This window comes from Pseudomonas sp. NPDC079086 (assembly GCF_044542155.1).
Classification (GTDB): Bacteria; Pseudomonadota; Gammaproteobacteria; order Pseudomonadales; family Pseudomonadaceae; genus Aquipseudomonas.
Map to the genome: position 1 here is coordinate 759,008 of NZ_JBITTY010000002.1, position 12,521 is coordinate 771,528.

16 protein-coding genes are annotated in these 12,521 nt (G+C 59.7%); 9 read left to right on the top strand and 7 right to left on the bottom strand.

What is annotated here, in order from left to right; all coding sequences use genetic code 11:
- The first annotated feature begins 25 nt into the window (after positions 1-25).
- On the top strand, positions 26-979 hold the full coding sequence (locus ACIGEK_RS13200; RefSeq protein WP_397493742.1) for a hypothetical protein: 954 nt from the start codon (positions 26-28) through the stop codon (positions 977-979).
- Positions 980-985: 6 nt separating this feature from the next.
- Entirely contained in the window at positions 986-1,558 is a 573-nt protein-coding gene (locus ACIGEK_RS13205; RefSeq protein ID WP_397493743.1) for a transglycosylase SLT domain-containing protein, read from the top strand.
- A 72-nt stretch (positions 1,559-1,630) separates the two neighbouring features.
- Here the strand turns inward: ACIGEK_RS13205 and ACIGEK_RS13210 are convergent, their stop codons facing one another.
- Both ACIGEK_RS13210 and ACIGEK_RS13215 read right to left on the bottom strand, forming a co-directional pair.
- Positions 1,631-1,906: an acylphosphatase gene (locus ACIGEK_RS13210; RefSeq protein ID WP_397493744.1), complete on the bottom strand. Its 276-nt coding sequence runs from the start codon at positions 1,904-1,906 to the stop codon at positions 1,631-1,633.
- Positions 1,907-1,910: 4 nt separating this feature from the next.
- Positions 1,911-2,390 carry a TlpA disulfide reductase family protein gene (locus tag ACIGEK_RS13215; RefSeq protein WP_397493745.1) on the bottom strand — a complete coding sequence of 160 codons (480 nt, stop codon included), beginning with the start codon at positions 2,388-2,390 and terminating at the stop codon, positions 1,911-1,913.
- Positions 2,391-2,420: 30 nt separating this feature from the next.
- Here ACIGEK_RS13215 and ACIGEK_RS13220 point away from each other — a divergent pair, with 30 nt between their 5' ends.
- The gene (locus ACIGEK_RS13220; RefSeq protein ID WP_397493746.1) at positions 2,421-3,830 is read left to right on the top strand and encodes a PilZ domain-containing protein; all 1,410 of its coding nucleotides are present in this window, start codon (positions 2,421-2,423) and stop codon (positions 3,828-3,830) included.
- Positions 3,831-3,969: 139 nt separating this feature from the next.
- Positions 3,970-4,362, top strand: a complete 393-nt coding sequence (locus tag ACIGEK_RS13225) for a hypothetical protein (RefSeq protein WP_305589340.1) — start codon at positions 3,970-3,972, stop codon at positions 4,360-4,362.
- A gap of 48 nt (positions 4,363-4,410) precedes the next feature.
- On the opposite strand, the gene ACIGEK_RS13230 is transcribed toward ACIGEK_RS13225, so the two are convergent.
- Together ACIGEK_RS13230 and ACIGEK_RS13235 are read right to left on the bottom strand one after the other, a co-directional pair.
- Positions 4,411-4,632 carry a hypothetical protein gene (locus tag ACIGEK_RS13230; protein WP_397493747.1) on the bottom strand — a complete coding sequence of 74 codons (222 nt, stop codon included), beginning with the start codon at positions 4,630-4,632 and terminating at the stop codon, positions 4,411-4,413.
- 167 nt (positions 4,633-4,799) lie between these two features.
- Entirely contained in the window at positions 4,800-6,029 is a 1,230-nt protein-coding gene (locus tag ACIGEK_RS13235) for a virulence factor BrkB family protein (protein WP_397493748.1), read from the bottom strand.
- A gap of 107 nt (positions 6,030-6,136) precedes the next feature.
- Between ACIGEK_RS13235 and arsC the strand changes: the two genes are divergently transcribed.
- The 4 genes from arsC to ACIGEK_RS13255 are packed head-to-tail and all read left to right on the top strand — an operon-like array spanning position 6,137 to position 8,175.
- Complete coding sequence (arsC, locus tag ACIGEK_RS13240) at positions 6,137-6,490, top strand: arsenate reductase (glutaredoxin) (RefSeq protein WP_397493749.1); 354 nt, start codon at positions 6,137-6,139, stop codon at positions 6,488-6,490.
- Positions 6,487-7,092 (top strand): NAD(P)H:quinone oxidoreductase, encoded by a 606-nt coding sequence (gene wrbA, locus ACIGEK_RS13245; RefSeq protein WP_397493750.1) that lies wholly within the window; start codon positions 6,487-6,489, stop codon positions 7,090-7,092. Before arsC ends, wrbA begins: the two co-directional genes overlap by 4 nt.
- On the top strand, positions 7,085-7,495 hold the full coding sequence (locus tag ACIGEK_RS13250; protein ID WP_397493751.1) for a DUF2069 domain-containing protein: 411 nt from the start codon (positions 7,085-7,087) through the stop codon (positions 7,493-7,495). Before wrbA ends, ACIGEK_RS13250 begins: the two co-directional genes overlap by 8 nt.
- Positions 7,495-8,175 carry an alpha/beta fold hydrolase gene (locus ACIGEK_RS13255; RefSeq protein ID WP_397493752.1) on the top strand — a complete coding sequence of 227 codons (681 nt, stop codon included), beginning with the start codon at positions 7,495-7,497 and terminating at the stop codon, positions 8,173-8,175. The genes ACIGEK_RS13250 and ACIGEK_RS13255 overlap by 1 nt, the downstream gene beginning before the upstream one ends.
- Before the next feature lie 8 nt (positions 8,176-8,183).
- On the opposite strand, the gene hda is transcribed toward ACIGEK_RS13255, so the two are convergent.
- From hda to ACIGEK_RS13270, 3 genes are all read right to left on the bottom strand, one after another.
- Positions 8,184-8,888 (bottom strand): DnaA regulatory inactivator Hda, encoded by a 705-nt coding sequence (gene hda, locus ACIGEK_RS13260; RefSeq protein WP_397493753.1) that lies wholly within the window; start codon positions 8,886-8,888, stop codon positions 8,184-8,186.
- Positions 8,885-9,976: an AI-2E family transporter gene (locus tag ACIGEK_RS13265; protein WP_397493754.1), complete on the bottom strand. Its 1,092-nt coding sequence runs from the start codon at positions 9,974-9,976 to the stop codon at positions 8,885-8,887. The genes hda and ACIGEK_RS13265 overlap by 4 nt, the downstream gene beginning before the upstream one ends.
- A gap of 124 nt (positions 9,977-10,100) precedes the next feature.
- Positions 10,101-11,150: a DUF2066 domain-containing protein gene (locus ACIGEK_RS13270; protein ID WP_397493755.1), complete on the bottom strand. Its 1,050-nt coding sequence runs from the start codon at positions 11,148-11,150 to the stop codon at positions 10,101-10,103.
- A gap of 311 nt (positions 11,151-11,461) precedes the next feature.
- On the opposite strand from ACIGEK_RS13270, the gene purM reads away from it, so the two are divergent.
- Complete coding sequence (gene purM / locus ACIGEK_RS13275; protein WP_397493756.1) at positions 11,462-12,520, top strand: phosphoribosylformylglycinamidine cyclo-ligase; 1,059 nt, start codon at positions 11,462-11,464, stop codon at positions 12,518-12,520.
- The last annotated feature ends 1 nt before the right edge of the window (position 12,521 follow it).

The following is a 12,521-nucleotide window of genomic DNA, read 5'->3' on the forward strand; positions in this document are numbered from 1 at the left end:
CTCAGCCCTTTTAGCAAGAGTCGTCATGTTCAAGCGAAACACCCTCAGCCTCATCGCCACCCTTGTGGGTGGCTGTCTGCTACTCAGCGGTTGCGCCAACCAGTTGCCGCAACGCAGCGAGCACGAGGAGCGCGTCGAGCGCAAATTGCTCGATCACAGCCTGCAGATTGATGTGGGTGAACCTCGCGTGTTGGAGTTGCCGCAGCGCCGTGTGCGCGTGCATGAACAGAAGACCTTCGAGGTCACCGCGTTTGACGTGACGCGCCGCTATGACCGCTACACCCCTTACCAGCCTTGGCGTGAGCTGTATGAAGTGCCACTGGGAGCATTAGCGGTAGTCGGTGGCATCGGCGCCAACGTGCTCAACGTGGTACTACTCGGCAGCCTGCCTGATACCGTCACCAAAGACTGGATCAGCTACGGCTTTGCTGGGCTCAACCCGGCGATGAACGTTGAATCTAACGGTCGCTCGCAGCAGAACCTCGCCAGCCTTGAGGAACGCCGTCAGGATGCGCGCATGGAGTATTCCAGCCTGCCATGGGCCGAGCGCCCGGTACTGATTAAAGCTGGCGAGCAGAACCATGAACTGCTCACCGACCGTAACGGCATCCTGCGCCTGAACCTGCTCGACAGCCCGTTTGCCGAAGAGGACGTCACCCTGATTAGCACGCTGCTGCTGACGGTTGAAGACGATCAGGGCTCGGCCCGCGCCGATGCTTCCCTGCTGGTCAGTCGTACACTGCGCGGCAAGCTGCAGGAAGCTCACAGACTGATTTACGACGATCTTGAAGATGACGACGTTGCCCAGTGGGTACACCGGGTCAAACGCCTGTCAGAGCTGGGCTTGGAAGAGGAAGCCAGCGAACTGGAACAGAGCCTCATAGAGCTGACCCGCAATGATCCTGAACTGCAGAAGATTTTCCTTCAGGCTCTGACCAAAGACGCTGGCCGCCTTGTCGCCGATCCTGGCAACGACTGACGCCCCATGCTGCAGCGCCTGACCTGCGCCCTACTCGGCTTGCTGCTCTGCAGCGCAGCGTATGCACAAGTGCGCCAAGCGCCGGAGCCGGAACTGCGCACACTGCTGCAACAGACCGTGGCCCAAGCGGATAGCTTTCAGGATCGCTTCGAGGCCGAAGTCTGGCTGCTGGATATGTCCACACGCATGCGCCGCTATATCCCGGATGCAGAAGAACGCCTGAGTCTGCTGCGACTGGTGCATCGCGAGGCCAGCAAAGCCGGCTTGCGCCCCGACCTGGTGATTGCACTGATTCATGCCGAAAGCCATTTCGATCGATTCGCCATCTCATCGGTCGGAGCCCAGGGCATGATGCAAGTGATGCCATTCTGGAAAGCCGAACTGGGCCGCCCGCAGGACAACCTCACCGATAACGCCACCAATCTGCGTTACGGCTGCACCATACTCAGCTTCTATCTACGCAAGGAAAACGGCGACCTTAACCGCGCGCTGGCGCGTTATAACGGCAGCCTGGGCAAACACACCTACTCGGCCAAGGTGGTCGGTTTCTGGCACGATTTCTGGTACGTCAAACCGTAATGAGTTAGCGACGCGGAGCACAGGACCCAAGCAGGACAGGAAACCCTATACGCCGCGTAACTCATCAACGACTCAGCGCCGCACGATAAATCCGGCAATCCCCTGCAATGCCAGCTCCTGCAGCTCCAGCGCAGTCACTTCGGCAGCCTGCGGCCCCCGCCCTAACCAGCTAGCCAACTCCGTCACCGCAGCCTCATCGCCTTCGAACAGCACTTCGACGCGACCGTCTTCCATATTGCGCACCCAACCATCGAGTCCAAGATGCTCAGCTTGCTCAGCAGTCGCCTGACGAAAACCCACACCCTGAACGCGACCGCTGACGTAGCCATGCTTGCAGATACGCGCCATGGTTCTAGCCCTCCGCCTTGAGTGCGGCCAGACGGGCAGTCAGACCGGCCGCCGTCTGCTCACCCAGCAGGCGCTCGCGCATGCGGCCCCGATCGTCGACGATATAGGTCACCGGCAGTACCTCGGCACGCGGCAACTGATAGCGCTCGGCCGGATCCTGCGCCAACACGGTAAAGGTAATGCCCATGTCCTGCGCTGCCTGACTTAATTTTTCGCCCTGCAGCGCATCGAAATTCACCCCGAGCACCTGCACGGATTGCTGCTCAAGCTGTTTCTCCAGAGCATTGAGTTCGGGAATCTCAGTGCGACAGGGTGCACACCACTGCGCCCAGTAATTAATCACTAACCACTGGCCTTCCAGGCGCTCAACCGCTACCTTTCGTCCATATTGATCGACGCCTATGTCTTCAGCGCAACCGGCCAGAATCAGACCTATGCCTACACCCACAACAGCACGAATGATCGCCTGGAAACGCATTCCCATGCATTCGCTCCCTGATTCCATAAGGTTGATATGACATTAGATGCCTTGCGCCTTGAAGTGCCGGACATCCTCGAAACCGAGGTCGCGCCGCTGGCCGACCTCAACGAGCAGCTGGCCCAGGCCCGCCTGCAGTCGCCAGAACTGGCCTTGCAGCAAGCGCTTGGCCTGCTCTTCAGGCTGAACCGCAGCGCCATGACCTTACTCGAAAGGCAGCGCGCACTGCAAAGTTTCAGCGATCAGTACCAGCATTACAGCAAGGCCTATCAAGGCGAAAATCCCCCGACGGCCTTGTTTGTCCATCTGTGCAGTGAACTGGCCATCGGCTTCAAACGCCTGCTTCTGCAGATATTGCAAGGCCGTCAGCCATCTCGCCCGCACCTGGCCTGGTGCCTGTATATGGCCCAACATTTTCTCGCGCAAAGCCTACTGCGCCACTATCAGCTGTATCAGGAACCGCCGCCCAGCCTGTGGCGCGACAGCCATCTGCTGTACTGGATCGGCGAACATCAGGACTGCCTGGACGAACCAGTAGCCGCGGCGTTTACCCCGCAACCGGCAAACACCATGCGCGGCATTTATCAGCAGATGCTGCTGTTGGCCTTGAGTAATCCATTCCACCTTGCCGATGGCGAGTGTGCACTGCTGTTCGGTGCGCTCTCGCCACTAGCTGGGCTGGCGCGCTTGCTGCCCTGGGATGAGGACGATGAGATCGAAGGGCCGACAATTGATCTCACCGAGGCGCAACCTTGCCTGAGCTATGCCCAGACGCCAGAAGGCAGCGCTGACTATTTGCGCCGCTTCGAGCTGGGCGCCCTGCTGGTGGCCCTGCATGAGCCGGCACCACTGCAAAGCAAGGCCGAGCGTCAGTTGCTGGAGCGCGTGCAGCAGCATTGGCTGGGGCGTCAGCAACGCCGACATACCCGCGCCGACCATAGCTCGGAGTGCAGCATGGTGGTCGGCCTGCCCGCTATTCATGCCCAGTTGCTGGAACAACGACCGTCGCGCACCAGTGCGCAGATGCTGGACGCCAGCGCAGGCGGCGCTCGCTTGCTATGTAATGCAGATCAAGCCGCGCAACTGTCAGTTGGCCAGCTTGTGCTATTGATCACCGGCAGCGATACGCCGACCCTGGCCCTGGTGCGCTGGCGACATCTGAACAGCGAAGGCCTGCACCTGGGCTTGCGCTACCTGAAAGGCCTGCCGCGCCCAGTCTGGTTGCGGCGCGCGCCCAGCGCCCAGACCCACCCTGGTGTGCTGCAAAGCACTCCAGCTCCGGGTAATGGCTGGCACCATGGTTTGTGGCTGCCTAATGGACAGTTTGTTGAGGGGGAAAATGTCTGGCTGCAACTGGCTAGCGCGCATAACCAGGCGATTCTGCCGCTGCCGACCGCCAACCTGATCACCGCATCCGTCACTCGCTACCCGATGCAGCTGGCTTAAACACTCTTGTCGATACGCTAAAACTGCGAGAACGGTCACGCCGAACGTCGGCCGAGCGCACAGTTTCATCGGGCTAGCCAAGCTTATAATTCATCGCACTCACGCTTGATGCGATCCGTTATTAGCCTGGAACACAACCATGACCCAAGCCCTCGATAAGTTGGTCGGCCCTGTGCCATCTGCCATCGTCAATCTCGCCCGCTTACAGGTCACCCCGTACGAAGGGCGCGTCGCTGAGTTCAACGTAGCCGCCTGGTTGCACCTGCCAGGGCTGGCCAATTTGCCGGTATCCCTGTTGATCAGCTATCGCGACGGAACCACCCGCCGCGAAGTAATGGTCGACCACGGCAAGGTCAATCAGCACAGTAAAATCCTGCTTTCAAGCGTGGCCCGCCTACCGGTGAAGCTGAAGATCGAAGAGATGCAGGTGCGTTTGCGCTCTGCCGTGCCGGCGACCAGCCTGGTGGTCGAGGAGTTGTTTGTGCAAGCAGTCGAATTGCCACAAACCGATAGCCGTCAAGCCCTCGCCTGACAGCCTCCGCTATACACAAACCCCGCGCACTGACGCGGGGTTTTGCGTTTAGCCCGAGAGCATTCCCGCCGGCCCGCACTTCGCGCCAGAGTCAGGCGGCACTGCAGTTGTAGATGAGTCAGAAATGACTGGATGTTCAGATGGGCTGGAATTGACCAAGGACTGCGGCCAGCTGCTGAAGCGCAGGCCAGTGATGCGATTAAGGCGCTCGAGGGCCTCTTGCGGATCACGCTGGTACAGATGAATCACTTTGCCTTTAGTGGCTGTCATAACGCCTTCACACTCCGCCAATCCCTGCCTTGCTGGCAACCTGATCGCTATCTGCAAGACAGATAGCCAGAAGCGTGCCAGCTTCCCTTTAACCGCGTTTGGCGACCTTCATGGTCGCCCGTGCCATCATGCGCCATCAGCACAGCGCCGCAAACTGACGTTTTACGTCACTTCTCGGGTTCAACCTCCGGCTGCAGCCACTTCGCCAAGTCTTCACCAAATAGCTCAGTCTGCTCTTCCTGCAGCTTCACCAAACCACTGCGCAGCGCCGGATACCAGACCTCGTCTAGCTGCTCGGGCAGGTTCTCCACCCTAGGCAGCGGCCAGGGACTGTGGCTGAGCAGTTGCTGCAGCGAATAGTGGCCAAGGTCACGACTCAACACCCAGGTACCGGAGCCCGTTGGGGCGATCAGCTTCTGCTGCTCGAGAAACACCAGAATTTCTTCCCACTCGTGCTCTGCCAGCGACCAGCCCTGACGCTGCACATCCAGCAAACGCACTTTCAAACCGGATTGCTGACGCTCATAGAACACCCGCAGGACGCCAAGCGCCATCAACAGACGCGGTATCGCGCGCTTGCGCCACTGCTGGGAAAACCCCAGGTTGCAGACCAGTTCAGCGCCGAACAGCACAATCAGCCAGGACAGATAGATCCACAACAGAAACAGCGGCACCGTGGCAAATGCACCGTAAATCAACTGATAACCGGGAAACAGGCGCACATACAGTCCGAATAGCATCTTCGCCACTTCAAACAGCACAGCTGCAAACAAACCACCCAGCAGCGCATGCCGCACCGGCACCTGAGCATTCGGCACCGTGGCATACAGCAAGGTGAATGCAGCCACACTAAACAGCAGCGGCATGAATTTCAGCAGCGCCTGGGCACCGAGCAAGGCATCCGGGCCGGAGATCAGTGACAACGACGTGAAGTAGGTACTGATGGCAAAGCCACCGCCAAGCAACAACGGACCCAGGCTGAGAATCGCCCAGTACAGCAAAAAACTCGAAACGCCACGACGTGGCTGCCGCACGCGCCAAATGATGTTGAAGGTTTTCTCGATCGTCACCAGCATCCAGAACGCCGTCGCGGCCAACACTGCCACACCAATCCAGGTCAGCTGGCGCGCCTGAGTGGTGAAATCGCGCAGGTATTGCTGCAGCGTCTCACCGGCAGAGGGCACGAAGTTGCGGAAGATAAAGCTCTGAATTTGCTCGCCAGTATCCTGAAACGCCGGAATGGCCGAGAGCATGGAAAAGGTCACCGTCATCATCGGCACCACCGCAAACAGCGTGGTGTAGGTCAAGGCTGCAGCATTACTGGTGCCTTGATCGGCAATAAAGCGCTGCAACAAAAAACGCCAAAACTCCAACAGGTTCTTAACACGCTGCAGCATGCCCTCTCCTTAGCCATTTGCATTCCGGCAACCTGTGCTATAGGCGCAGGCGTGAATGCCGTTAGCGGTTAGAATAGCCGCCATCGAAGGTAACCGGCGACCCGAACATGACCGCTATGACGCTCTACCATAACCCGCGCTGCTCAAAGTCGCGCAGTGCATTGCAATTGCTGGAAGACCGCGGGCTTAACCCAACCATCGTGCGCTACCTGGAAACTCCGCTGAACGCCGCCCAGCTACAGGCGCTGCTCGACAAGCTCGGCATCAGCCCACGGCAACTGCTGCGCACGGGCGAAGATGAATACAAGACCCTGGGCCTGAACGACCCACAACTGACTGACGCACAGCTGATCGAGGCCATGGTCGAGCAGCCAAAACTGATTGAGCGCCCCATTCTGGTCGTAGGCGACAAAGCCGTCATCGGCCGCCCGCCTGAAAATGTTCTGGAGATCCTGCCGTGAGTGCACCCTACATTCTCGTGCTGTATTACAGCCGCCATGGCGCCACTGCCGAAATGGCCCGCCAGATCGTCCGCGGCGTCGAAATGGGCGGCCTTGAAGCGCGCCTGCGCACCGTGCCAGCGGTCTCTAGCGAGTGCGAAGCAGTGGCAGCGGACATCCCCGCCGAAGGCGCGCTGTACGCCAGCCTGGATGACCTGAAGAACTGCGCAGGCCTGGCACTTGGCAGTCCGACCCGCTTCGGCAATATGGCAGCGCCGCTCAAATACTTTCTCGACGGCACCAGCGGCCTGTGGCTGACCGGTGGCCTGGTTGGCAAACCGGCTGGCGTATTCACCTCAACCGCCAGCCTGCACGGTGGCCAGGAAACCACCCTGCTGTCGATGCTACTGCCACTGCTGCACCATGGCATGCTTATCACCGGCCTGCCCTATAGCGAAGCCGCGCTGCTGGAAACCCGCGGGGGCGGCACGCCTTATGGCGCCAGCCACCACGCCGGGGCTGATGGCAAACGCGCGCTGGATGAACATGAAGTCGCCCTGTGCCGCGCACTCGGCCAGCGCCTGGCACAAACCGCGGCAAAACTGGAGAACACCCGTGGCTAAAACCGCAAAACCGCTGCCGGCTCTGGAGTGGCTAGAGCCGCGCCTGAGCATCAGTCGCGCAGCCAGCCTGCTGAGCTTTTCTGGCCTAGGTGCATTACTGCTGGTGTGGAACCTGTGCTTCGCCAACATCCCCGGCAACCTGCTCTGGGTGATCCTCGGTGTACAACTCGCCCCCCTGCTATTGCTCGCACCCGGCCTGATCCTCGGCAACGCCCGCGTCCACGCCTGGGCCTGCTTTGTGGTCAACCTGTACTTTATTCAGGGAGTGCTTGCCGCCTTCGATCCCAGCAAGGCGCTGTATGGCTGGTTACTGACAGGGCTTAGCTTCAGCCTGTTTTGCGCTGCACTGATGTTTACCCGCTGGCGTTTTCAGTACGAGCGCAAATTGGCGGGTGAGGCCTAATGCGTTTGGTGTTGCTCCCAGGACTCAATGGCAGCACCACACTGTTTGGGCCTTTATTGGCAAACTTGCATCCAGCACTTGAAGTGCTGGCCCTAGAACTGCCAACTCAAGGTAACCAAACCCACAAATATTTGGCCGATCTATTGTTATGTAGGCTCGGCAATACACCCTACGTGCTGCTTGGCGAGTCGTTTTCCGGGCCCCTGGCCTATCAGTTGGCGCTATGCCAACCACCAGGTTTGCGCGGCGTGATCTTCGCTGCCTCATTCCTGAGCTCGCCGCACCCATTACTGCAGCTAATAAACTACCTACCTTTACCTCGCTGGCTACTCAGGCAGAGAACCTTATTAAACTTGTTCTGCCTGAGTAGCCAAGCCAGCTCCGAACTGACTCAGTTGCTGGACGAAGAAATCCAGAAACTTCCAGCGCGCTTACTGCGAGCCCGCCTGCACAGCCTTAGCCAACTACAGAAACCCACAATGCAGCTCGAATTCCCTGCACTGCACTTACTGGCCAAGCAAGACCGGCTAGTAACCCGCAGGGCTCAGACCAGCCTGCAGACATGCGGCTCACAGCTAACCGAGATCGCACTAGATGGCCCGCACTTCCTTCTGCAGACCCAGCCACAGGCTTGTGCAGATGCTATAGAGCGCTTTATTACCGGACTGCCGACTGACTAGACAGACTGTTACCAGCCGAGGGTTTCTTTTAGAAAGGGGATGGTCAGCTTGCGCTGGGCCTGCAATGACGCCTGATCCAGGCGCTCAAGCAAATCGAACAAGGCACTCATGCTGCGCTCGCCACGGGTCAGGATAAAACGTCCGACTTCATCACTCAGATGCAACCCGCGGCGTGACGCGCGCAGTTGCAAGGCGCGTAACTTATCCTCATCGGACAGTGACTGCAGTTGAAACACCAGTGCCAAGGTCAGGCGCGATTGCAGGTCAGCTAGTTGCACCGGTAACTCGCGCGGCGAACTGCTCGCGGCCAGCAACAGACGCCGGCCGCTGTCGCGCAAACGGTTGAATAGGTGAAATAACGCCTCTTCCCAGTCACTTCGCCCCACCACCGCATCCAGATCATCCAGACAAACCAGCTCGCACCGCTCAAGATTGTCGAGCAGCGCAGGGCCGTACTCGACCACCTCGGCCAGCGGCAGATACACCGCCGGCTCGCCGCGCTGCTCGAAACGCAGACAGGCTGCCTGCAGCAGATGACTACGACCCACGCCCTCGCCGCCCCACAGATAGATCAGGCTTTCCGTCCAGCCAGCATCGGCCTCACACAGACGCTCGACATAGCCCAACGCCGCAGCGTTGGCTCCGGGGTAGTAATTGGCGAAAGTGGCGTCATCGCGCAGACGCACACCTAAAGGCAGTTGTATGGGTGTCATGCTGGGTTGTGCGGCTCGTCGGGACCGCTTACTGGCTCACCGTAAAGATCGGAAAGTTTATATAAATCATGCAGATGACGCACTAATACCATAATCACCGCCGCTACTGGCAGGGCCAGGAGGATACCGGTGAAGCCAAACAGTTGGCCGCCGGCCATTATCGCGAAGATTACGGCGACCGGATGCAGACCGATGCGGTCGCCCACCAGTAGCGGCGTCAGCAGCATGCCTTCCAGCATTTGCCCGACGATAAATACCGCAGCTATACCCATCAGCGGGTAGAAATCCAGACCGAACTGGAACAAACCGGCCGTCAGTGCCGCGCCAATGCCGACCACCACACCCAGATACGGCACGATGCTTGCCAGACCTGCGAGCACACCGATCAGCAGCCCGAGCTCCAGGCCAATCATCATCAGCCCAGCGGCATACATCACCCCCAGCGCCAACATCACCAACAATTGACCCCGCAGGAAAGCGCCAAGCACTTCGTGACATTCGCCGAACAGTTGCACAACAAGGCCTTCACGGCCGCGCGGCAGCAGGCTGCGCAGCTTGGCAACCATCAGGTCCCAGTCGCGCATCAGGTAGAAACTCACCACCGGAATCAGCGCCAGATTGGCCAGCCAGGCCAACAGTGCCAGGCCTGAAGAGGTGGCCGTTGACAGCAGCATGCCGACGATATCGGTGGTTTTATCCAGCTGCCCGGACAGCGCGGTTTTCAGCTGATCAAAACGCCAGAAACCTTCGCTAAGCCCCAGTTTGAGCTGAACCCATGGCAGGGCCTGGTTCTGTGCCCAGTCGAGCATCTGCGGGATCAACTCGTACAAGCGCACCAGTTGCTTACCCAGCATCGGCACCAATACCAGCAGCAGAATAGCCATGATCAGGGTGATCAGTGCAAAGACCACCACCACACCCCAGGTCCGCGACAGTTTCCAGCGTTCCAGGCGATCGACCAGCGGATCGCCCATATAGGCCAGCAGCACGCCGATCAGAAATGGCGAGAGAATCGGTGCCAGCAGGTACAACAGGCCGCACAGCAGTAACGTCCCGGCTATCCATATCCAACGATGCGAATCGATCATACCCAGCGCTCCATATGCCAACGTTTAATCCAAAAATACTCAACCCGTGAGGCCCGCTACATAAGAAAACCGCAGCTCAGTAGCTGCGGTTTTCACGTCACAAACTGGGTGTAATTGCCGCAGTCTACCAGCGAAACCTCAGCACATTGTCAGGCGCTACCACTGCGGCAGCGGGTTCCGCTGCAGTGGCCGGCGGCGTAACCGACTGGCTGGCATCAAGTACTGGGGCATCTGCCGACACTTCCTGCAAGCGCGCCAGGCTCAGTTGCGCGCGCAACTGCTCGGCATTGGCATTGACGGCAAAGGTCAGCGTATCGCCCTGCACCTTGCGCAGCTGCGCCGCAAAGGGCTCAAGAATGCGCTGCAACTCGGCGTAGCGCGCCAAATCGACGCCCTGCACCTCCACAGTCAAACCACTCGAGGCACCTGCAGCCACGATAAAACGTGGCGCCAGACGCTGATTGACGGCCAGCAGGATGGCATCAGCCAGCGCGGCCTGATCGGCGCCCTGCACACTGCCCTGCTCACGCTCATCACCCAACCACAGGCGCCACTCGGCCTGCCACTGGCCATTAGCTTCGCGCGCCATCACTGCCAGCAAGGCATCGGCGGCGTAGCGTTCGGAGGCTTCACGCAGGGCAGCCGGATCATTCGCCGTAAGGTTTTCCGGCACCGCCACCAGTTGTTCGGCCAGATCAGCCAATGGCAGGCGCAGCGGCAGACCACGGTGCTGCGCGGCATGATTAAGTGGTGCTGCAGCCGCTTGACCATCACCGAGCAGACGGCTGCCGTCGCTGGCATCACTCAACCACCACAGCAAAATGCTTGGACGATTTGCGCCCCACAGCGACAGGCCCGCCTGACGCAGACTGCGATCGGTGCTCTGCGGGTCAAAGTCGACCAGCAGCTGCTCGCCCTCATAGCCATATTTGCTGACGATCTGTTGCGGGTCCTTGCGCAGCGCCACCAGTGCCGGGTTCTGCGCCGCATCGACCTTGCCGGTCAGGCGCAACACCAGGGTATCTAGCGCGCGGCTCAGGGCGGCAGCGCGCTCTTCCGGTTGCTGGCTGCTGACCGCTTCGCGGACTTGGTACAGATCACTCACGGGCGCGGCCAGAGCTGGCAGGCCGGACAGCGACAAACAGACTAGAAGCAAGCGAGCGGTCAAACGCATGGATGAATTCTCGACGGACGGGAAGTGGCGCGCAGGCCAGGTTTAGCAACAGTTGCGGCCAACCCACGCCACATAAAGCAGGAGGCGCTGGCTCAAGAGTGTGAGTTTATGTGCTGTTAAGGCGCATTCCAAAGCCCTTTTCAGCCGCAGACTGCCAACAACAACCAGATTTCGAGCTTAAGCAGCCGCCCCAACAGCCGCAACCTTAGCGGGTGGCCGCTGCCGGGTAAGCCTGATAAAATCGCGCGCCTTCGCAGACCGCCGCCACAAGCGGCGGTGCCAATCCGAATTTCCCCTAAAGGCCTGGATCTATGAGCAAGCAACCCTCCATCAGCTACAAGGACGCAGGTGTAGATATCGACGCAGGCGAAGCCCTGGTCGAACGCATCAAAGGCGTGGCCAAGCGCACCGCGCGTCCGGAAGTCATGGGTGGGCTGGGCGGCTTCGGCGCGCTGTGCGAGATCCCGGCTGGCTACAAGCAACCGGTTCTGGTCTCCGGCACCGACGGCGTGGGCACCAAGCTGCGCCTGGCGCTGAACCTGAATATGCACGACAGCATCGGCCAAGACCTGGTCGCCATGTGCGTTAACGATCTGGTGGTGTGTGGCGCCGAGCCGCTGTTCTTCCTCGACTATTACGCCACCGGCAAGCTCAACGTTGACGTAGCCGCCACCGTGGTGACCGGCATTGGCGCGGGTTGCGAACTGGCTGGCTGCTCCCTGGTTGGCGGTGAGACCGCAGAAATGCCAGGCATGTACGAAGGCGAAGACTACGACCTGGCCGGTTTCTGCGTCGGCGTGGTGGAAAAAGCCGAAATCATCGATGGCTCGAAAGTCGCCGCTGGTGACGCACTGATCGCCTTGCCGTCCTCGGGCCCGCACTCCAACGGCTACTCGCTGATCCGCAAGATCATCGAAGTGTCGGGCGCTGACATCGAAACCACCCAGGTCGATGGCAAGCCACTGACCGACCTGCTGATGGCGCCAACGCGCATCTACGTTAAACCGCTGCTCAAACTGATCAAGGACACTGGCGCTGTCAAAGCCATGGCCCACATCACCGGTGGCGGCCTGCTCGACAACATCCCGCGCGTGCTGCCAAAAGGCGCACAAGCCGTGGTCGACGTGGCCAGCTGGACTCGCCCAGCGGTCTTCGACTGGCTGCAGGAAAAAGGCAACGTTGATGAGCACGAGATGCACCGCGTACTCAACTGCGGCGTCGGCATGGTCATCTGCGTAGCGCAGGATCAAGTCGACATCACTCTGCAAACCCTGAGCGCCGCTGGCGAGCAGCCATGGGTAATCGGCCAGATCGGCGAAGCCGCCGAAGGTGCTGCCCAGGTCGTACTGAACAACCTGAAACAGCACTAAT

What these genes read in the sequence shown, in the direction of transcription:
- ACIGEK_RS13230 (WP_397493747.1), bottom strand. Translation starts at nt 4,632, where the DNA reads ATGACAGCCACTAAAGGCAAAGTGATTCATCTGTACCAGCGTGATCCG.
- hda (WP_397493753.1), bottom strand. Translation starts at nt 8,888, where the DNA reads ATGACACCCATACAACTGCCTTTAGGTGTGCGTCTGCGCGATGACGCC.
- ACIGEK_RS13255 (WP_397493752.1), top strand. Translation starts at nt 7,495, where the DNA reads ATGCGTTTGGTGTTGCTCCCAGGACTCAATGGCAGCACCACACTGTTT.
- arsC (WP_397493749.1), top strand. Translation starts at nt 6,137, where the DNA reads ATGACCGCTATGACGCTCTACCATAACCCGCGCTGCTCAAAGTCGCGC.
- ACIGEK_RS13235 (WP_397493748.1), bottom strand. Translation starts at nt 6,029, where the DNA reads ATGCTGCAGCGTGTTAAGAACCTGTTGGAGTTTTGGCGTTTTTTGTTG.
- ACIGEK_RS13215 (WP_397493745.1), bottom strand. Translation starts at nt 2,390, where the DNA reads ATGGGAATGCGTTTCCAGGCGATCATTCGTGCTGTTGTGGGTGTAGGC.
- ACIGEK_RS13205 (WP_397493743.1), top strand. Translation starts at nt 986, where the DNA reads ATGCTGCAGCGCCTGACCTGCGCCCTACTCGGCTTGCTGCTCTGCAGC.
- ACIGEK_RS13225 (WP_305589340.1), top strand. Translation starts at nt 3,970, where the DNA reads ATGACCCAAGCCCTCGATAAGTTGGTCGGCCCTGTGCCATCTGCCATC.
- ACIGEK_RS13220 (WP_397493746.1), top strand. Translation starts at nt 2,421, where the DNA reads ATGACATTAGATGCCTTGCGCCTTGAAGTGCCGGACATCCTCGAAACC.
- ACIGEK_RS13270 (WP_397493755.1), bottom strand. Translation starts at nt 11,150, where the DNA reads ATGCGTTTGACCGCTCGCTTGCTTCTAGTCTGTTTGTCGCTGTCCGGC.
- ACIGEK_RS13210 (WP_397493744.1), bottom strand. Translation starts at nt 1,906, where the DNA reads ATGGCGCGTATCTGCAAGCATGGCTACGTCAGCGGTCGCGTTCAGGGT.
- ACIGEK_RS13265 (WP_397493754.1), bottom strand. Translation starts at nt 9,976, where the DNA reads ATGATCGATTCGCATCGTTGGATATGGATAGCCGGGACGTTACTGCTG.
- ACIGEK_RS13200 (WP_397493742.1), top strand. Translation starts at nt 26, where the DNA reads ATGTTCAAGCGAAACACCCTCAGCCTCATCGCCACCCTTGTGGGTGGC.
- purM (WP_397493756.1), top strand. Translation starts at nt 11,462, where the DNA reads ATGAGCAAGCAACCCTCCATCAGCTACAAGGACGCAGGTGTAGATATC.